Raw genomic sequence first — 18898 nt, forward strand, 5'->3', positions numbered from 1 at the left:
TTCCGTCTCACCATGTCCGATCTCCGTTGCCTTGGTCACGATCTTATCTTCGCGTCCACGAAACCGGCAGCAGGCCATAGCGACACCCTACGATAGATGTCCGAGTTTATTCCTCTCCGCCGTCGATATCACCGCAACAATCCTGTCCTGGACATGAGTCTTGAGCCCACCACGAGAGCCTTGGCAATCTGTCCCCGCCTACGTCTACTTCGATCGCGGTTTGGCCATCCTGCCACAGAGGGAGAAAATCAAAGTAAAAACCATCCAGACCCGGCATTTTATCCATCAGCGGCACGCAGCATAGCATCAACCAAAAGAGCCGGAACCCTCCAGACCGAAAATGGGCCGCCTGTTCCAAATCATTCGACGACGGACAAAGGGCGACCTGGCGTGGTGTAATACGATGAGAAAACCCATGGGGCACACACGCCTTCCGAACCCAAAAGCGCGAGGCCGGGCAGCGAAGCCCGGAACGAATGAAAACCGGTCCGCCTCGTCGAATATCTAAGCTAACTGTTAGCGGGCGGGGCGCACGAGCACGCGCCGCCCCTCAATCTTCACCTCATATTTCGGCAGGTTGGGGCAAGCCGTTTTTGCCTGTCCTGTCCTGAAACTGAAGCGCGCGCCGTGATGCGGACAAATGATTTCATCGCCCTCCACCGCTCCGCCTTCAAGCTTGCCCATCGAATGGGTACAAAAGCCGGAGAAGGCGACGATATCGCCGCCCGCATCGCGCGCGAGCATGATCTCGTTCGAGCCGATCGAGGTGAAGAACACACCCGTTCGTGGCACCTGCATCGTTGAACAGGCATCCTGAAAGTCTTTCATGCCGCTCGAGATCATGCTGATGTCATCCCGCACGCTGGTTAAAGCGCCGCCCCACCATGGCCGAGGCGATGTTCACTTTCTGAATGTCGATTGCCCCGCCTGCAATTCCCCAGCCCCAACTGTCGCGCAGACGGCGCTCCATTGGGTATTCCTTGGAATAGCCGTACCCGCCCATGAGTTGCACCGCGGTGCCGGTGACCTCGCGCGAAATTTCGTTCGCGTAGCATTTGGCAAGCGACGAATCAAGGATCGAGGGCATGCCGTCTTCCGCGTTCTTGGCCGCGCGGTGAATCAGCAGCCTTGCGGCCTCGACCCGGAGTTTCATCTCGGCGAGCTTGATCTGCACGCCCTGAAATTCAACGATGGGGCGGCCGAACTGCTTGCGTTCCTGCACATAGACCAGCGCGTCATCCAGAGCGCCCGAAGCCTGCCCCAGCGACATCGTGGCGTTGCCGCAACGTTCAAGGTCGAAGGCCTCCATCAGCTTCTTGAACCCGCCGCCGGGCACGATCACGGCGTCGAGCGGCAGTTCGACATTGTCGAAGTAGAGATCGGACGAGGGCACACCGCGGAAGCCCATCAGCTGTTCCTGCGGCCCGAAGCTAAGGCCCGACGTGTTTCTCTCGACATAGACCGCGCCGATCCCCTTGGCGCCAGGGACATCGTCGAACCGGCAATAGACCACGTAGCCATCAGCATGACCGCCACCAGAGCACCAGCGTTTCGTGCCGTTGAGGATCACCTTGTCACCAGCGATCCTAGCGCTTGTGCGCAGATCGGTCAGCGCGGAGCCGGCATCAGGTTCGGACATCGACACCGCCACCACGGCTTCGCCGGCGCAGACGCGGGGAATCACCCGTTCACGCAGGGTTTCGGGCGCGAAATGCTCGATCGCGCGCACCGGGCCGACGCAGCTTTCGAAGACCGGGAAGGCGACGGCAGAGCTGATCTTGGCAAATTCTTCGACCACCAGCAGCGCCTCAAGGTTGCCTAAGCCCAGACCGCCGTATTTTTCTGATACGTTTATGCCGAGAAAGCCCAGTTCAGCATAGCGCTTGAGCCATTCATGCGGCACCGGTTCACAGCTGTCTTCGAGCTGGCGGGCGAGATCGGGCAGTTGTTCCTGTGCGAAACGGCGCGCGGCCTCTTGCAGGCTTTTCTGGTCATCGGTCAGCTGGAAGTCCATCTGGCCACGTTCCTTCTGTTCTGTGAATACAAAAATAGCACTTTCCATATACACAAAAATCTGGGATGAGTATAGACATTCGCAGAGCACGCGTATTTTTCTGCGTGAAGACGGTCGCGATAGGGAGGTTTCCATGCAGCAAAGTCCGGACCAAATCCGGCAGGCGTATCGACAGATGCGGCTTATCCGTGAGTTTGAAGAGAGACTTCATGTCGAGAACCCGAAAGGCGAGATCGCCGGGTTCACGCACCTCTACTCGGGGCAGGAGGCCATCGCTGTCGGGGTTTGCGAAAACCTGCGTGAGACCGATTATATTATTTCTACGCACCGCGGACATGGTCATTGCCTAGCCCGAGGTTGCGATCCTAAAGGCATGATGCACGAGATCTATGGTCGGGCCGATGGCTTGTGCAAAGGCCGTGGCGGCTCCATGCACATTGCGGATCTGACCAAGGGCATGTTGGGCGCAAACGGGATCGTCGGCGCGGGCCAGCCGATCGCAGTGGGCGCGGCGCTGGCGTGCAAGGCGCGCGGGGATGGTTCTGTCTCGGTCAGCTTCACCGGCGACGGGGCGTCGAACCAAGGCACCGTATTCGAAGCGATGAACATGGCGGTGGTGCTAAAGCTGCCCAAGCTCTTTGTGCTCGAGAACAACGGCTATTCCGAGCACACCGGTGCAAGCTACGGGATCGGATCGGACCTGAAGACTCGAACCGAAGCGTTCGGTATCCCGGTCTGGGAAGCCGACGGGTTCGACTACTTTTCTGTATACGAAGCCGCTGCAAAAGCCCTGGAATACATCCGCGCTGGAAATGGTCCAGCGGCTGTTCTGGCCGTCGCAACCCGCTATTTTGGCCATTTCGAGGGCGATCCGCAAAATTACCGCGCCAAGGATGAGGTCAAGAACTTCCGCGAAACGGTGGATGCACTCAAGCAGATCCGCGAGAAGGTGACCGGGGCCGGCATTTTTACGGTCGAGGAACTCGATGCCATCGACGCGGAGGTGCTGGCCTTGATCGACGCCTCTGTCGAAAGCGCGCGCACAGGCCCCGTGCCGGGCGCGGACATCCTGCTGTCCGACGTCTACATCGATTATTGAGGAGCACCGTCATGGCTGAATTGACAATGCGCGATGCGCTAAACCAGGCGCTGCATCAAGAGATGGAGCGCGATCCGCGCGTGATCGTGATCGGCGAGGATGTTTCCGGCGGGGCGGGCGGCACCTCTGGCAAGCGAGATGCCGCGGGCGGTATCTTTGGGGTGACCAAGGGCCTGTTGCCGCGCTTCGGCGAGGCCCGTGTGATAGACACGCCGATTTCCGAAAGCGCGATCGTCGGGCTTGCCAATGGCGCGGCGCTTGCGGGGATGCGGCCTGTGGCCGAGCTGATGTTCGCGGATTTCGTCGGCGTTTCGCTTGACCAGATTTTCAACCAGATGGCGAAATTCCGTTATATGTTCGGTGGAAAGGCCCAGACCCCGGTCGTGCTGCGTATGGCGATGGGTGCGGGGATGAATGCCGCCGCGCAGCACAGCCAGACCATCTATCCGATGCTGTCGGCAATTCCCGGGCTGAAGGTGGCGGTCCCGTCCACCCCGGCCGATGCAAAGGGGATGCTTGCGGCGGCGATCCGTGATGATGACCCGGTCATCTTTTTTGAACACAAGGCACTTTATTCGCGCAAGGGTGACGTGCCCGAGGGCGAGTATCTTGTGCCCTTCGGCGAGGCGGCATTGCTGCGCCAAGGCCGGGATGTGACAGTGGTGGCGATCGGGCGCATGGTGCATTTCGCAGCGAAGGCGGTAGACAAGCTGGCGGCAGAAGGAATCACCTGCGATTTGATCGATATGCGCACCACCTCACCGATTGATGAAGAGGCGATCCTTGAAAGCCTGTCGCAGACCGGCCGGCTTGTCGTGGTCGATGAATCGAACCCCATCTGTTCAATCGCCTCCGAGATTGCCAGCATGGCGGCGACAAAAGGGTTTCACGATCTACGCGCCCCGGTGCAAAAGATCACCGCGCCGCACACGCCCGTGCCCTTCGCGCGCGAGCTTGAGCGGATCTATGTGCCGAGCCCTAACGATATCGAAGCGGCCATTCGCGCCGTGATGAAGGAGGTGTGAGATGAGCCGGATTATTGCGATCACACTTCCCAAGTGGGGCTTGGAAATGTCCGAGGGAACAGTGACTTCTTGGCATGTTGCCGAGGGCCAAAGCGCCGAGAAGGGCGACGATCTGGTGGACATTGAAACCGACAAGATCGTGAACAGCGTCGAGCTGGACCAGTCCGGTACCATGCGCCGAATTCTTGTGCCCGAGGGCGAAGTCGCGCCTGTCGGCGCGCTGATCGCGGTGATGGCCGATCCTTCCGTCGATGACGGCGCGATCGACGCTTTCATCGCGGAATTCAAGCCCGTCGATGCCTCGTTTGAGCCCTCCGATCAGGATGCGGACGCGCAGGCTGGCGCGGCACTGGAACCGGTGGATGTGCGCGCCACACCGCTTGCCAAGCGTGTGGCCGAACAGACGGGGGTCGATCTGGCGTCGGTTTCGGGCAGCGGGCATCGCGGCAAGATCGTGCGCGATGATTTGGCCGGCACCGCTGTACCGGCGCGCTCGATCGAACAGATTCAAGCCGAAAATGAGAGCGTTCACGCCAGCCCCATCGCGCGCAAATTCGCTGGCGAGGTCGGGCTGGAACTTGCCGGGATCACAGGTCACGGCCGCAAGGGTAGGGTCTCTTTGGCCGACGCCGAGGAGGCGGCGATCCGCGCCGGGCTTTGGAAGCGTTCCGCCAGGGTTACGCAGCACGAAGCGGACCCGGTCATGGCAGCCAAGGATGGTGTCGAACAGCCCTTTACAGGGATGCGTAAATCTATCGCCAAGGCGCTAGTCGTTTCGAAACAGACCGTGCCGCATTTCTACACCACGGTCGATTTGCGCATCGACGCCCTGACGGACCTGCGAAAAGCGCTGAACCGCGCGGGCGGGGCAAAAATTTCGGTCAACGATTTCCTGATTCGCGCCTGCGGCCTAGCCCTTTCTGAACATCCTGGGGTAAATGTCCATGTCTCGGACAACATGGTGACCTTGTTTCCGCGTGCCGATATATCGGTGGCTGTGTCCATCGACGGGGGGCTGATTACCCCGGTTCTGCGTGATGCGGGCAATCGCGGGTTGCGCGATATTGCGGCCAGCGCGGCAGATCTAGCTGCTCGGGCGCGAGCCCGCGAACTTACGGCGGACGAGCTGAAGGGCGGCACTTTCACCGTGTCCAACCTGGGCATGTTCGGCGTCCGAGAGTTTGACGCGATCATCAATCCACCGCAGGGAGCAATTCTTGCCGTTGGCGGAGCGCGGCGTGAGGCTGTAGAGGGGGCTGCGGGGGATGTGCAATTCGTGACGATGATCTCGGCCACGCTTTCGGCCGATCACCGGGCCATTGACGGGGCGCTGGCGGCACAGTTCCTGACAACACTGCGCGAACTGATCGAAGATCCGATGCGCCTGCTATCGTAACAGTCGAAACAAGTTAAACAAACCGCCGGGAACGATCCCGGCGGTTTTGTATTCGGGGGGTATACGCCGGAAGGTTTAGCCCGCGACGCTTTGCTTTTTCGCGACGCGGTCACCCATCGCGATATATTCCGCGAGAACGTCGCCCTGCACATTGGTGTGTTTGCGAAACAGTTCGGAGGCCAGTTCGTATTGGCCCTCCACAATGGCCTCCATGATCGCTTCGTGATCGCGCAGGTTGTTTTCGGACTGGCCGGGATAGGAAAGCTGAAACCGGCGGTACGGCACCAGCTTGATTCCAAGCCGATTGGTCGTCTCGATCAGCTCCTGATTATGCGTGCCCTCGATCACCATCAGGTGGAACTTACGGCTGAGGGTATAATATTTGTCGTGATCGCCGGATTCGTAAGCCTCGACTGATTGCTCGTGCAGCTTGCGCAAGGCCTTGCGTTCTTGCGCGGTCATGCGGCGGGCGGCGAATTTGGCGCAGATGCCTTCAAGTTCGGACATCACCTCGAACAGGCGGATCATGTCCGAAAGGTCGATCTGGGTGACGATTGCGCCCTGGCGTGGCTTCTTCTCAACCAATCCCGATTGAATGAGCTGTAACATCGCTTCGCGAACCGGCGTGCGCGACACCGAGAAGCGCCGGGCAAGCGCTTCTTCATCCAACGACGCCCCGGGCGCCAGGCGGCCCGTGAAAATGTCGTTTTCAAGAGAAAGGCGCACGGATTCGGCGTGTGTAAGGCCGGCCGTTTTTGGCATGTGATTGGGTTCCTTTTCTGTGAATCCCGGGGCTTCTGATTATTGTATTTTTATATTAGCACTACGGATAATGATTTTTCCAGACATTCCTTACGGGAAGGGCACTTTGATGCGGGCTCATGCTCGGCATGAGTGCATGATGTCCGGCTTGATCCCGGACGGGATATTGAAATGTTCTTTTTTGTATGCGTTTTGCTGTTATGGATATACAAAATGGTCGCGATGTGTCTTGTTTCTAATAAGCTGCACCTGATCGACTGTGTTGCCGATTTGCTGCAGCATCCTTGACCTTCCCGTCGGGCGCCGGGGCCCGGGTACGTCGTACTGCGCGGCAACCGCGGATCGGGATGGGACCGACCCGATCCGCAGTGGCTGGTCGGAACAACGCCTTTAATGGAGAGATCATGAAACGACTGGAAGGAAAACGCGCGGTCATCATTGGCGCGGCAGCAAAGGGTAATCTTGGGCAGATCACCGCGCGGCAGTTTGCCCGCGAAGGCGCGCATGTTTTGGTCGCCGGGCGCCACGAGGCACCGCTTGCCGAGCTCGCGCAAGAGATCAGCGGCGCATATGCCTTGTGTGACATCACGGATGAAAGCGCGCTTGCGGGGCTTGCCACGACGGCTGTTGAGGCGCTTGGCGGCGTTGATATCGCAGTCAATTCGAGCGGATGGGGGCTGTTGACCCCCTTTCTTGATACCACGCGTCAGGAACTGGAACGCATGGTGTCGTTACAATTCATCGGGCCGTATCAGTTTTTCCAAGCAATGCTTCGCGTGATGGCCGATGATGGGGCGATCGTGCAGGTTTCAAGCGCGACAGCCAAGATCATGATGGAGGATCACGCCGCCTATATGGGCACTAAGGCGGGGATGGATCATGTGATCCGCTGCATCGCCAATGAATTCGGCACGCGCGGGATCCGTGCCAATAGTGTGGCGCCCGGTTTTACTGCCTCACCGATGACAGAGCGCGCGGCGCGCAACCCCGGGGTGGTGGGGGCCTTTGCCAAGGAATATCCTCTGGGTCGCGTGGGGACGCTGCAGGACACAGCCGAGGCAATCACCTGGCTGTGCAGTGACGCCTGTTTCATCACCGGCGAGGTGTTGCAGGTGAACGGCGGTGTGACGTTGCGGCGTAATCCCACCAATGCCGAAATCGTTGCCGCCGCCAAGGTTGCGCGAGAAGCACGGGACGCGGGCTGAAATCAGCCCGCTTTTGTCCGGGATTTCGGGTCGATCTTTTCGTCTGGCCGAAAGTCCCGGGGCAGTCTGAATTTCTGGATCTTGGTCGTGGACATCGGCCAGCTGTCCACGATCCGCACATAACGCGGGATCTTGTAGGTGGCGACCTGGCCGATGCAGTAATCCACGATCTGTTGCGGCGTGATGAGGGCTCCGGGTGTCAGCTCGACATAGGCCGCGGCCACTTCGAACAGATGGTCGTCGGGCACGCCGATCACCTGCGCGATTTGGATGCCGGGATGCGAACACAGCCAGGTTTCAATTTCTAGGGCGGCGACGTTTTCTCCGCCGATCTTGAGCATGTCCTTGAGCCGTCCGTCAAAAACGATGCGCCCGTCGGCGCGGACATGTCCCATGTCGCCGGTCCGAAGCCAGCCATCGACCAAGGCAAGCGCGGTCGCCTCGGGATCTTTGTAATAGCCGTCGAACAGCGACCAGCCCGAAAGCCAGATTTCGCCGCGCTCGCCCGGTTGCAGATCGGCGCGGGTTTCTGGATCAACCGCCTTGCCCATGATCCCGTCAAACGGCCGGCCCGATATATGAAGCGCCTCGTCCCTGGGGTCTTCGGGATCGGTGAAGCAGGGGACCCCGGTGGCTTCGGTCAGGCCATAGGCGTTGATATACTGCGCGCTCGGGAAGGCGCGGGTATATTTCTGCATCGTCTCGGCGGGGCCAACGCAATGCAGATACTGCAGCTTCGACAGATCGCTTCGCGCGAAATCGGGGTGATTGATGATCTGGTTCACAAGTGTTGGAAATGACAGGTAACCGAAGGTCACCCGTTCTTCCTCCATCAGTCGCAACGCGTCACCAGGGTCGAAATGCGCCGTGGTGATCTGGGCGGCGCCTGCGGCCCGGCACGCGGCCATCGGCAGCATCGTCGACATGTGAAAGAAGGGCAGGGGGTTCATCACGCTGTCGCCGGGCGCAAGGTGGAACCGTTCGGCAAAGGCCGCCCCGATCATTTCCAGCGTACGATGTGTCAGCATGCAGGCTTTTGGATGTGCCGTGGTGCCCGAGGAATACATCATCAGCGCATGGGTGTCGGGCGAGGTGGCGTTACACAGCTGGGCGATTTCGGCAGGGTTTATGCGTTTTGCACCTTCGTGCAGGGCATCGGCATCGGGCCAGCCATGATCGCGGGGGTCGGACAGGTTATAAATCATGCGCAGCCGTGGCGCGTCCAACAGGTTTAGCGGCCCGCCCGTCCAGTCCGCCAGTTCGGGATAAAGCCGCAACAGCATGGCGTGAAAATCGGTATATTCATATGCCTGCCCGCCGATGAACAGGATGTCCATGTCGGAGTGGTGGATGGCATAGCGTAGATCATCATCCTTGAACCGGGCGTTGATGGTCAGCGCCGTGGCACCGATCATGGCACAGGCATAGAACAGCCGCACATAATCGGCGCAATTGGGCATCAGGATGCCAACATGGGCCCCCGGTCGCACCCCGGCCGCAACCAGCCCGCGAGCCCATAGCCGCGCTTCAGCGTCAAGGCTGGCCCATGTCAACCGGGTGCCGTCGATGAGAAGTGCGGTCGTATTGGGCCATTTGCGGGCGGCCTCTGCCAGGGTTTGTGCCGCGTTACGCGTTCCTGCGTCGATGATGGCTTGTGATGGCGTCTTCATTTGGCCTCTCTTGCCCATTGTGCCGCCGCATCGCTGGTGACCCAGTCTATCGCGTTGCGCAGCAGACGACGGAAATGTCCATTGCCAAAGGTTGCGCCGTCATTCCCGCACTGGATTGTGACTACAGGCGCATTGCCCGAACGTTTTGCCCAGGCGATCAGGTTGGTCCCCGGCGGGTGATCCCAGCCGTCGCGGGTCCACATCCGAGCGTTCAGGGCATTAGCCGCAGAATAGAAATGCGCGCGATCAAAGGTGTAATCCGCCGCAAGCAACGGCACGATATCATCTTCGAGCGTGTCAAACAGATACAGCTCGTCGGTCAGTTCGAAACCGTCCTCAAGCCCGGCAAGCACCGGGTGATCGGCCAGCGGGCGGGCGCGGTAGGTCGCGGGAAAAACATAGCCGCTGTCGGGATAGCTGCGGCCTTTGTAGCTGCCGGGCTGATAGAAAAACCGGGCGCCGATCGCCTCGGCATAATCGTCCCAAAGCGGCCAGCCCGCGATCGCATGATGCAAAAAGATCATCGGCTTGCCTGCCTCAAGCAAGGCGCGGAAGCCTTGCCTGAAGGCTTCCAGCGGTGCGAACAGGTCGGGCGGGTTCGGGGTGCGAAACTGTAGCCCCGGTACATCATAGAACAACAGCGCGCCAAAATCTGCACAGCCCGCAGGCGACATCAGCGCCGTGGTCGCGGGCTGTTCGACATGGGTCCAGGTCATCCCCTTCATCGCGTCGAACATCCCGAAGAACGCTGGCTTGTCAAAAGGATGACCCTTGGTCGAAACCAGAAGGTTCAACGCGGCATCATAGCGGATGACCATCCGCCCGGCCTCAGAACTGCACGCGTTTGGTGAAACCGCCGTCGACGATCAGATTCGTCCCGTTCACCCAGCTGGCGGCATCCGAGGCAAGGAAGGCTATGCAGCGGGCGACCTCATCGGCCTCACCCATGCGCCCGTCTGGCTGCTGCGCGAGGATCGAATTGAAGAAGGCTTCATCATTCTGCCGGATCTGGTCCCAGCTGCCCCCCTCGATCAGGATCGGGCCGGGTGAGACGACGTTGCAGCGGATGCCGCGCTTGGCATGGGCCTGGCCCAGCTGTTTGGCATAGGTTATCAGCGATGCCTTGATCGCGTTATAGGGCATCGGCGCGATAAAGGTTTCGACCGCTGCCGTAGTTGAGATGAATACGACGCTGGCATTGCCCGATGCCTTGAGCGCGGGAAACAGTGCATCGAACCCGCGCACACACCCCATGAGGTCGATTTCAAACGCGCGATACCAGCTTTTTTCGCCTTCCATGCCGCCACCGGCCGACACGCCGGGCACGAAGATATCGCAGCCGCCAAGTTCCTCGGCTGCCGAGACAAGCCATTTCTGATACCCTTCGACATCCTTCACATTGGCGGTGCCGGCCACGATCTTGGTGCCATGGGCGCGGAGCGCCTCGGCGGTGGCGTCAACATCGTCCTGGCTGCGGGCGCAGAATGCGATTTCGCAACCTTCCTGCGCGAGAATCTCGACAAGCGCGCGGCAAATGCCCTTGGTGGCGCCGGTTACGATGGCTTTCTTGCCTTTCAGACCCAGATCCATAAGCTTCCTCCCAAACGGTTCCGGCCGGTAGCGGCCACTGGAAAATACTGTATACACAAAAACGATATTTTCCGCGAAAGCAACCCAAAAATATCTGTGTTGAATCTGGGTTTTTCCGCCATGGCGTGATGATTTCTCGATATTTGACTGGCTATTTCCGCCTTTTCATGCTGTATGCAGAAACAACATTATTTACACACAAATTATTTACGACCTATACAGGAGAAGGAGGACTTGCCGTGAACAGACTCGCCTTAATGCCTGGGATATCGCAGTCATGACTGCCGGGCTTGTAAGAATCGCCGTGAGCGGGGCGGTTGCCGAGCTCCGCCTCAACCGCCCCGAGGCGCTTAATGCGCTGGATCTCCCGCTGGCGCGCGCGTTCGGGGCGGCCGTGGCCGAAGTGACGGGGCGCGCCGATGTCCGCGCGATCTTGATCACAGCCGAGGGCAAGGGCTTTGTCGCCGGGGGCGATGTGTCGGCAATGGCCGCAGATCCCGAGCGTGGCTATCAGGTCGTCGATGCGCTGCTTGAGGTACTGAACCCCGCCATCCTTGCGTTGCGCCAAAACGATGCGCCGGTGATCGCGGGCGTGCGTGGCGTCGCCGCGGGGGCCGGGCTCTCGCTTCTGGCTAGCGCGGATTTGGTCGTGCTTGACGCTGCGGCCCGGCTTGTACTTGCTTATGATCAGGTTGCCGGTGTGCCTGATTGCGGGGGAAGCTGGTTCCTGACCCATCGCATTGGCCGGGGCCGAGTGACGGAAATGATGCTGCTCGGCCGTGCGCTGACGCCGCAAGAGGCGCTGGCCGCGGGGCTGGTCACCGAGATTTGCCCGGCCGATGAAGTGGATGACAGGGCGCGCAAGCTGGCCGCGCGCGTCGCGGCGGGTCCAACCCGCAGCTTTGGCCGGTTCCGACGGCTTATCGATGCTGCACCGGGTGTGGCGCTTGCGGATCAGCTTGACGCCGAGCGCGCGGCCTTTGTCGCTTCTGCCCGGTCGGATGATTTCAAGGAGGGGGTCGCGGCCTTTGTCGCGCGCCGAAAACCGGACTTCAGAGGACAGTAACATGGCCGATTACGACGTCATAATCATCGGAGGCGGGCCGGGGGGCTATACCGCCGCTATCCGCGCCGCACAGCTCGGGCTCAGGGCGGCCCTGGTCGAGCGTGAACACCTAGGCGGAATCTGCTCGAACTGGGGTTGTATCCCGACAAAGGCCCTGCTGCGCTCGGCCGAGATGATGACCCATGCAGCGCATTTTGAGACATACGGCATCACCCTTGCCGGCGCAGCTATGCCCGATATCGCCAAGGTCGTTGCACGCTCGCGCAGCGTGGCCAACCGGATGGCGGGGGGCGTGGCCATGCTTTTGCGCAAGAACAAGGTGGATGTCATCTGGGGCGAGGCCCGGCTTTTGGGCGGCGGCACCGTCGAGGTGATCGAAGCCGCCAAACCCGTGCAAGAGCCGCAGGCACCGCGCCCGAAATCGGTTAAACCCGCAGGGCGCTACAGCGCCGAACATATCATCCTTGCCACCGGGGCGCGGCCCCGCGTGTTGCCAGGCATAGAGCCGGATGGCGACCGGATCTGGACCTATTTCGAAGCGCTGAAGCCTGTCAGCCTGCCAAAGTCGCTGATCGTGATCGGCTCTGGCGCCATTGGCGTGGAATTCGCCAGCTTCTATGCCGCCATGGGCACCAAGGTCACGGTGGTCGAGCTGCTGGACCGTATCCTGCCCGCCGAAGACACCGAGATTTCAGCCTTCATGGAAAAGGCCCTTGGCAAGCGCGGGATCAGCTTTCGCACCGGCGCGCGGGTCGAGGCGGTGAAACCGGGCAACACCTCTGTGTCGGTTGCGCTGGCGGGCGGCGAAACCCTTCAGGCCGAGCGCCTGATCAGCGCCGCAGGTGTCGTTGCGAATACCGAGGGGCTGGGCCTGGAGGCGGCTGGGGTCACACTTGAGAGCGGCGTTATACGTGTTGACGGGGCAGGCCGGACGGCTGCTGCGGGCATCTGGGCGATAGGCGACATCACCGGCGCGCCGATGCTGGCCCACAAGGCCGAGCATGAGGCCGTGATCTGTGTCGAGACGATTGCCGGGCACCGGCCCCACGCGCTTAACCGAAACCGTATTCCCGGCTGCACCTATTGCGATCCGCAGGTAGCAAGCATAGGCCTGACCGAGGCGGCCGCGCGTCAGAACGGTCTTGCGGTGAGGGTCGGCAGCTTCCCCTTTGTCGGCAACGGCAAGGCGATCGCGATGGGCGAGGATCAGGGGCTGGCCAAGGTGATCTTCGATGCCGACACCGGCGAGCTGCTTGGCGCGCACCTGGCAGGGGCAGAGGTCACCGAAATGATCCAGGGCTTCGCCACCGCGATGGCGCTGGAAACAACCGAGGCGGAATTGTTCGATGTGGTCTTTCCGCACCCGACGATTTCCGAAGTCATGAAACAGGCCGCTTTGGCCGCGTTCGGGCGGGCAATCAACATTTGAGGAGCTCGAGGTGGATTACAGGAATCTCGGACGATCCGGTCTGAAAGTGTCGGTTGTCGGGTTGGGCTGCAATAACTTCGGCTGGACCATCGGGCTTGAGCAAAGCCGCGCTGTCGTCGATGCGGCGCTTGAGCAGGGCGTCACTTTTCTTGACACGGCGAATGTCTATGGCAAATCGGGTGGCTCCGAACAGATTTTGGGCGAAATCCTGGGCACACGCCGCAATAACGTCGTGCTGGCGAGCAAGGTCGGGCTAGAAATGGCCGATGGCAGCAAGGGCGGCAGCCGGATCAATGTGATCCGTTCTGTCGAAGACAGTCTGCGCCGGCTCAGGACCGACTGGATTGATCTTTATCAGTTGCATTGGTCGGACCCCGCCACTCCGATCGATGAGACCCTGCGCGCCTTCGACGACCTGATCCGCGCGGGCAAGGTGCGCTATGTGGGTGCGTGCAATCTTGCGCCTTGGGAGGTGGTCGAGGCCGAATATATGGCTCGTGAACTGGGCACCCATCGTTTCATTTCGATACAAGATGAACTGAACCTTCTGGTGCGCGAAAAGGAAACCAGCCTGGTCCCGGCGTTGCAGCGCTACGGCCTAGGCTTTTTGCCGTATTTTCCGCTCGCCTCCGGGCTCCTAACAGGCAAGTACCGCCGCAATGCCGGCGTGCCGGAAGATAGCCGGTTTGCCAAGCTTGGCAGTCTTGCCGACCGTTACCTAACCGAGTCGAACTGGGCCCTCACCGAGGCCTTGGCGCGCTTCTGCGAGGAACGCGGGCGTAGCCTTGTCGAACTTGCTTTTTCCTGGCTACTGACCCGCCCCACCGTGGCCTCGGTCATGGCCGGGGCAACCAGGCCCGAACAGATCATCGCCAATGTCGCCGCCACCGGCTGGGCGCTGGATGCCGATGATCTGGCCGAGATCGACCGTCTGGGACGCGGCGATGTCTGAACCTTGGGACATCATCGTCGTCGGCGCCGGGTCGTCGGGTTGTGTGGTGGCCAGCCGCCTGTCCGAAGACCCGCGCACCCGGGTTTTGCTGCTCGAGGCAGGGCCAGAGGATCGCGCCTTCTGGATCACGCCGCCAATGGGCTATCCGATGCTGTTCAGCGATCCGCGCGTGAACTGGATGTTCGAAAGCGAACCAGAGCCGGAATTGAACGACAGACGGATGTATCACCCGCGCGGCAAGGTTCTGGGGGGCACTTCGGCGATCAACGGGATGTTGTATATCCGCGGCCACCGCGAAGATTACGACGGCTGGCGGCAGATGGGCAATCCCGGTTGGGGCTGGGATGATGTTCTGCCCTATTTCCGCAAGGCCGAGGACAATACCCGCGGGGCGGATGCGTTTCACGGCACGGGCGGGCCGCTTACCGTCAGCGATCAGGCCGGCGGATCGGCGGTTGCCGATGCGATCGTTGCCGCTGCGGTTGAGGCCGGGTTGCCGCGCAACCCTGATTTCAACGGCGCCGAACAAGAGGGGGCGGGCTATTACCAGACCACGATCCGCAACCGCCGCCGGCTTTCGACGGCGCGGGCCTATATTCACCCGGTGCGGTCGCGGGCGAACCTGCGGGTTGTGACCGGCGCGCATCTGACCCGGCTTATCACTCGGGACCGCAAGGTCACCGGCGTCGAATATCGCACAGCCGCAGGTCTGGTGCAGGCCGATCTTGCCACAAGGGGCGAGGTGGTGCTTGCGGGCGGGGCGTTCGGATCGCCACAGATGTTGCAGCTTTCAGGGATCGGCCCGGCCGATCAACTGCGGGCCATGGGGCTGGCGGTTACGCATGATCTGCCCGGCGTGGGCGGCAATCTGCGCGATCATTTCTATTGCTCGATGATGTTTCGCTGCAAACAGCCGATCACGATCAATGAACTGGCCAATTCGCGCCTCCGTCAGGTGATCGCCGGGGCGCAATATGTGTTGTTCAAGCGCGGCCCGCTGGCGTCAAACGGCATTTTCGGCGGCATTTTCGCCCGTTCAACGCCCGACAGGCACCGCCCGGATATCCAGATCAACACGAATATCTGGTCCGTGGCCGGGCGCAGCAAGGCGGGGATGAAGGCGCATGATTTTCCCGGCTTTACCATGAGCCCCGTACATCTTGATCCGCGCGCGGTGGGCAGCGTCCGGCTTGCCAGCCCCGATCCGCTGGCCGCCCCAGCGATCCGGATGAACTTTTTCGCCGATCCGATCGACCGCGCCGCGATGGTGCGCGCGGTTGAACTGGTGCGGTGCATCGCCAGCCAGCCTGCGCTTGACGCCTTTATGGAAGCTGAAATCGCACCGGGCCCCGGGGTGACCGACGCGGCCGCGATCGAAGACTGGCTGCGGGGGGCGGCGATTGCCAATCTGCACCCGGTCGGGTCGTGCATGATGGGCCCGGACCCCGCAGAGGGCGCGGTGGTGGACGCGCGGCTGCGGGTGCACGGCATCGACGGGCTGCGGGTGGCCGATGCCTCAATCATGCCGCGGCTGCCCGCAGGTAACACCAACGCGCCCTGCATCATGATCGGCGAAAAAGTCGCCGACATGATCCGGGCCGACCACGCATAGGAGCGCGGCATGGCCGAAACGGATTTTGACGTCATCATCATCGGTGCCGGGGGCGCGGGGCTTGCCGCCGCTGTCGAGGCGCGCGCCGCGGGTGCTCGGGTGCTGCTACTTGAAGCCGGGGCACGGGCCGGCGGCTCGACGCGGCTGTCGGGCGGTGTGTTCTGGGCGGCGGGCACCAGCCTTCAGCGCAAGGCCGGGATCGACGACAACCCCGACGATCAGTTTCACTATTACATGACCGTCAATCAGTACAAAGTCGATCCCGCGCTGGTGCGGCGCTATTGTGATCTTTCGGCGCCGACATTTGAATGGCTGGTGGGCCTTGGCGCCGATTTTCCGGTGGAAAACCTTTATGTTTCGGGGGTGGACAAGATCGCGCGGGGCCATCGCGCGGCGCGTCACGGCGAAGATATTGCCGATGCGCTGGAAGGTGCGCTGTCGGGGCGCAACGTCGATGTGGCAACCCATGCCCGCGTCGAGGATCTGATCGTCGCGAATGGCCGTGTGTGCGGCGTGCGCGTAGGGGGCGAACAGGTGACGGCGGGCGCGGTGGTGATCGCGGCAGGCGGCTTCGGCAACAACCGGCGGATGTGGGCCGAACATTACCCAAGCGCGGCCAGACAGGGCGATCTGGCCTGGTATATAGGGGCGGACGAATGTCGCGGTGACGGGATCGAGATGGCCCGGCGCGCAGGGGCCGAAACAGTCGGGCGTGACCGTGGCCTTTTGCTGATGACCCCCGGCTTGACCCGCGATCTGGAACCCTACCTGCCTCCCTGGCTGATGCATGTGACTCATGAGGGGCGGCGGTTTATTGATGAATCGACCGAATATTCGGTGCTTTCCGAGGTGCTGAGCGGCCAGACAGCCGGCGAATGTTTCGCGATCTTCGATGAGCCCGCGCGCGCCGCCGCCAAAGCCACGCCTGCGCCCAACTGGTCGGCTGATCGCCTTGCCGAATTCGCGGTTTCAGGGCGGCTTGCCCGCGCCGAGACGCTGGAGGCGCTGGCCGATACCCTTGGGATTCGCCCCGCGGCCCTTGTCACTACCGCCGCGCGCTACAGTGCCGATGCCCGCGCCGGTGACGACAGCGCCTTTTTCAAGGATCCCCGCCATCTGCGCCCGGTTCAAACGCCGCCGTTTTACGGCGCACGGATCCGCCCAGCTGTGGTCTGCTGGACCGGGATGGGCCTGCGTATCGACGCCGAGGCGCGGGTGCTTGATCTGGCCGACCGGCCGATGCCGGGGCTGTTTGCGGCCGGCGAAACCACCGGGGGCTTCGCCGGTCCCTGCTATGCTGGTGGCGGCGCGTCGGTCGGAAATGCCGTCATCTTCGGACGCATCGCCGGGCGCAACGCGGCACAGTTAGCGCTTGGCTGACAGCGCGCTGGCGGCGTGGCGCGCGGCGCGGTAGGCAAAGGTCATCCCCGGCCCTAGCGTGCCGCCCGCGCCAGGATAGCTTCCGCCAAAGGCGTTCGCCATATCATTGCCCACCGCATAAAGACAGGGGATCGGCCTGTCGGACCGGTCCAGGACCTGCGCGTTCTCATCGGTCGCGATGCCCTTGAAATTGCCGATCTCGCCCACGTGGATTTTTACCGCGTAATAGGGCCCGCTCGCCAGCGGTCCCAGCGCCGGGTTCGGCTTGTGGCTGGCATCGCCGTGATAGCGGTCATAAGGCGCGCGCCCGCGGTGAAATGCGGGATCTTCGCCGTTTCGGGCATGGCTGTTGAATGTCGCAACCGTCTCGGTCAGGGTTTCGGGGTCGATCCCGGCCTTCCGGGCCAGTGCCTCTAGGCTGTTGGCCTTCAGCAGATAGCCATTGCGTAGCAGCTTGCCCTGCGGGATCGGCCAGGGCTTTTGAAAGCCAATGCCCCAGCGGCGCACCGCGGGGCCCTCACCAATGATCCAGCCGTGGCTTGCCCCGCGCGCGGCCATCGCCGCAATCATCTGTTCCCCCAGATCGTTATAGCTGGCGCTTTCATTCACGCAGCGCTTTCCATCGGGCAGGACGATGATGAAACCGGGTTTGTAGCGGTCGACAAGATGCGGCCAGACGCCGGTGAAATCGTCAATCCCGGGCATCTGCGATACTGGCATCCAGGCACCGGCATTGGCCCCGTTCGACTGAAACCGCGCGCCCACGGCTTCGGCCATATTGGCGCTGTCGCCGGTGTTGCCCGCAGGCACGGGCGATATCAGTGGCAGACGATTGACCGGTTCGGGATGCTCTGCCAGGCGGCGCCTGGGGTCACGGGCATAGCCACCCGCCGCCAGAATGACCGCACCTGCCGTAACCTTCAGCGGTCCTTCTGGTGTCTCAAGCATCGCGCCGGTCACGGCCTCACCCTCGCGGATCAGGGCCCGGGCCGGCGAGGACAGCAGCATCGGGATGCCCAACTCATGCGCGCTGCGCCCGAGCCGGGCGACAAGCGCGCGCCCGGTCGTCAGGGTCCGGCTTTCGCCATGGCGCAGCATGTCCCAGATATGGCGCAGCATCCGCGCGCTGACATGGCGGAAGGCCCCGAAGGAGCGGGTGGCGCTGAAGAAAAGCTGGACTTCGGCCCCCGACCGCATGGTCATCCCCAGAAATGACGTCTGCGGCAATTCACGTTTCAGATTGACCAGCGCGGGGCCGACCTCATCGGCCGAAATCGGCACGGTGAACAGCGACCGGATAGAAGACGCTCCCTCTTGTTCGGAATGGTAGTCGGGAAATGGCATTACCATGAAGCGGACATGAGTTTCTCGCTCAAGAAACTCGATCATGCGCGGCCCGTCATCAAGGAAGGCGGCAATCTTGGCTGGGTTAAGCCGCTGGCCTGCTTCGATTTCAAGGTAGTGCTGTGCCCGTTCGCGGCTGTCGGTTTCGCCGATCTTTTCGCCCAGCTCGGCGGATTTGCCGGTGCCTGGCACCCAAAGCCCGCCGCCCGATGTTGCGGTGGTGCCGCCGAACACACGGTCTTTTTCCGCGATCAGCACTGAAAGCCCGGCTTTTTTTGCCGTGATCGCCGCCGTCAGACCGGCGCCTCCGGTGCCGATTACAAGAACGTCGCACTGACGGGTTTGGGGGGACAT

General features: G+C 61.7%; 16 protein-coding genes. 9 read left to right on the forward strand and 7 right to left on the reverse strand.

Annotated features, from left to right (window positions below; translation table 11 throughout):
• Window positions 1–516: 516 nt before the first annotated feature.
• Both MXB90_RS13705 and MXB90_RS13710 read right to left on the reverse strand, forming a co-directional pair.
• Window positions 517–861: a Rieske (2Fe-2S) protein gene (locus MXB90_RS13705; protein WP_250045828.1), complete on the reverse strand. Its 345-nt coding sequence runs from the start codon at window positions 859–861 to the stop codon at window positions 517–519.
• Window positions 851–2014 carry an acyl-CoA dehydrogenase family protein gene (locus tag MXB90_RS13710; RefSeq protein WP_250045833.1) on the reverse strand — a complete coding sequence of 388 codons (1164 nt, stop codon included), beginning with the start codon at window positions 2012–2014 and terminating at the stop codon, window positions 851–853. Before MXB90_RS13710 ends, MXB90_RS13705 begins: the two co-directional genes overlap by 11 nt.
• A 133-nt stretch (window positions 2015–2147) precedes the next feature.
• Between MXB90_RS13710 and MXB90_RS13715 the strand changes: the two genes are divergently transcribed.
• Genes MXB90_RS13715 through MXB90_RS13725 form a run of 3 tightly spaced genes read left to right on the forward strand, consistent with a single transcriptional unit; the run spans window position 2148 to window position 5534 of the window.
• Window positions 2148–3113 carry a thiamine pyrophosphate-dependent dehydrogenase E1 component subunit alpha gene (locus MXB90_RS13715; protein WP_250045835.1) on the forward strand — a complete coding sequence of 322 codons (966 nt, stop codon included), beginning with the start codon at window positions 2148–2150 and terminating at the stop codon, window positions 3111–3113.
• An 11-nt stretch (window positions 3114–3124) separates the two neighbouring features.
• A complete protein-coding gene (locus MXB90_RS13720; RefSeq protein WP_250045837.1) occupies window positions 3125–4138 on the forward strand; it encodes an alpha-ketoacid dehydrogenase subunit beta in 1014 nt (337 codons plus the stop codon).
• A gap of 1 nt (window position 4139) precedes the next feature.
• Window positions 4140–5534, forward strand: coding sequence for a 2-oxo acid dehydrogenase subunit E2 (locus tag MXB90_RS13725; RefSeq protein WP_250045839.1), 1395 nt, complete (start codon window positions 4140–4142; stop codon window positions 5532–5534).
• A 75-nt stretch (window positions 5535–5609) separates the two neighbouring features.
• Here the strand turns inward: MXB90_RS13725 and MXB90_RS13730 are convergent, their stop codons facing one another.
• A complete protein-coding gene (locus tag MXB90_RS13730; protein WP_250045840.1) occupies window positions 5610–6260 on the reverse strand; it encodes a GntR family transcriptional regulator in 651 nt (216 codons plus the stop codon).
• 320 nt (window positions 6261–6580) lie between these two features.
• Here MXB90_RS13730 and MXB90_RS13735 point away from each other — a divergent pair, with 320 nt between their 5' ends.
• On the forward strand, window positions 6581–7501 hold the full coding sequence (locus MXB90_RS13735; RefSeq protein WP_250045842.1) for an SDR family NAD(P)-dependent oxidoreductase: 921 nt from the start codon (window positions 6581–6583) through the stop codon (window positions 7499–7501).
• Window positions 7502–7503: 2 nt separating this feature from the next.
• Here the strand turns inward: MXB90_RS13735 and MXB90_RS13740 are convergent, their stop codons facing one another.
• From MXB90_RS13740 to MXB90_RS13750, 3 genes are read right to left on the reverse strand one after another with little or no spacing between them, the layout of a single operon-like run.
• Complete coding sequence (locus tag MXB90_RS13740) at window positions 7504–9171, reverse strand: class I adenylate-forming enzyme family protein (protein ID WP_250045843.1); 1668 nt, start codon at window positions 9169–9171, stop codon at window positions 7504–7506.
• Entirely contained in the window at window positions 9168–9989 is an 822-nt protein-coding gene (locus MXB90_RS13745; protein ID WP_250045845.1) for a ThuA domain-containing protein, read from the reverse strand. The genes MXB90_RS13740 and MXB90_RS13745 overlap by 4 nt, the downstream gene beginning before the upstream one ends.
• Before the next feature lie 10 nt (window positions 9990–9999).
• A complete protein-coding gene (locus tag MXB90_RS13750) occupies window positions 10000–10761 on the reverse strand; it encodes an SDR family NAD(P)-dependent oxidoreductase (RefSeq protein ID WP_250045846.1) in 762 nt (253 codons plus the stop codon).
• A gap of 304 nt (window positions 10762–11065) precedes the next feature.
• Between MXB90_RS13750 and MXB90_RS13755 the strand changes: the two genes are divergently transcribed.
• From MXB90_RS13755 to MXB90_RS13775, 5 genes are read left to right on the forward strand one after another with little or no spacing between them, the layout of a single operon-like run.
• Window positions 11066–11827, forward strand: coding sequence for an enoyl-CoA hydratase/isomerase family protein (locus tag MXB90_RS13755; protein WP_250045850.1), 762 nt, complete (start codon window positions 11066–11068; stop codon window positions 11825–11827).
• Between the two features lies 1 nt (window position 11828).
• On the forward strand, window positions 11829–13256 hold the full coding sequence (gene lpdA, locus MXB90_RS13760; protein WP_250045851.1) for a dihydrolipoyl dehydrogenase: 1428 nt from the start codon (window positions 11829–11831) through the stop codon (window positions 13254–13256).
• Window positions 13257–13266: 10 nt separating this feature from the next.
• Complete coding sequence (locus tag MXB90_RS13765; RefSeq protein ID WP_250045853.1) at window positions 13267–14208, forward strand: aldo/keto reductase; 942 nt, start codon at window positions 13267–13269, stop codon at window positions 14206–14208.
• Entirely contained in the window at window positions 14201–15820 is a 1620-nt protein-coding gene (locus tag MXB90_RS13770; protein ID WP_250045854.1) for a GMC family oxidoreductase, read from the forward strand. Before MXB90_RS13765 ends, MXB90_RS13770 begins: the two co-directional genes overlap by 8 nt.
• Window positions 15821–15829: 9 nt before the next feature.
• Window positions 15830–17200 (forward strand): FAD-dependent oxidoreductase, encoded by a 1371-nt coding sequence (locus MXB90_RS13775; protein WP_250045856.1) that lies wholly within the window; start codon window positions 15830–15832, stop codon window positions 17198–17200.
• On the opposite strand, the gene MXB90_RS13780 is transcribed toward MXB90_RS13775, so the two are convergent.
• Window positions 17186–18898: an FAD-dependent oxidoreductase gene (locus tag MXB90_RS13780; protein WP_250045857.1), complete on the reverse strand. Its 1713-nt coding sequence runs from the start codon at window positions 18896–18898 to the stop codon at window positions 17186–17188. The genes MXB90_RS13775 and MXB90_RS13780 overlap by 15 nt on opposite strands.

Origin of the sequence: Phaeovulum molybdatiresistens (assembly GCF_023544865.1) — a bacterium.
Lineage (GTDB): Bacteria > Pseudomonadota > Alphaproteobacteria > Rhodobacterales > Rhodobacteraceae > Pontitalea.

Bases quoted from the DNA above. Each gene is read 5' to 3' on its own strand.
- MXB90_RS13710 (WP_250045833.1), bottom strand. From the start codon at position 2,014: ATGGACTTCCAGCTGACCGATGACCAGAAAAGCCTGCAAGAGGCCGCG.
- MXB90_RS13715 (WP_250045835.1), top strand. From the start codon at position 2,148: ATGCAGCAAAGTCCGGACCAAATCCGGCAGGCGTATCGACAGATGCGG.
- MXB90_RS13720 (WP_250045837.1), top strand. From the start codon at position 3,125: ATGGCTGAATTGACAATGCGCGATGCGCTAAACCAGGCGCTGCATCAA.
- MXB90_RS13725 (WP_250045839.1), top strand. From the start codon at position 4,140: ATGAGCCGGATTATTGCGATCACACTTCCCAAGTGGGGCTTGGAAATG.
- MXB90_RS13740 (WP_250045843.1), bottom strand. From the start codon at position 9,171: ATGAAGACGCCATCACAAGCCATCATCGACGCAGGAACGCGTAACGCG.
- MXB90_RS13745 (WP_250045845.1), bottom strand. From the start codon at position 9,989: ATGGTCATCCGCTATGATGCCGCGTTGAACCTTCTGGTTTCGACCAAG.
- MXB90_RS13750 (WP_250045846.1), bottom strand. From the start codon at position 10,761: ATGGATCTGGGTCTGAAAGGCAAGAAAGCCATCGTAACCGGCGCCACC.
- lpdA (WP_250045851.1), top strand. From the start codon at position 11,829: ATGGCCGATTACGACGTCATAATCATCGGAGGCGGGCCGGGGGGCTAT.
- MXB90_RS13770 (WP_250045854.1), top strand. From the start codon at position 14,201: ATGTCTGAACCTTGGGACATCATCGTCGTCGGCGCCGGGTCGTCGGGT.
- MXB90_RS13775 (WP_250045856.1), top strand. From the start codon at position 15,830: ATGGCCGAAACGGATTTTGACGTCATCATCATCGGTGCCGGGGGCGCG.
- MXB90_RS13780 (WP_250045857.1), bottom strand. From the start codon at position 18,898: ATGTCCCCCCAAACCCGTCAGTGCGACGTTCTTGTAATCGGCACCGGA.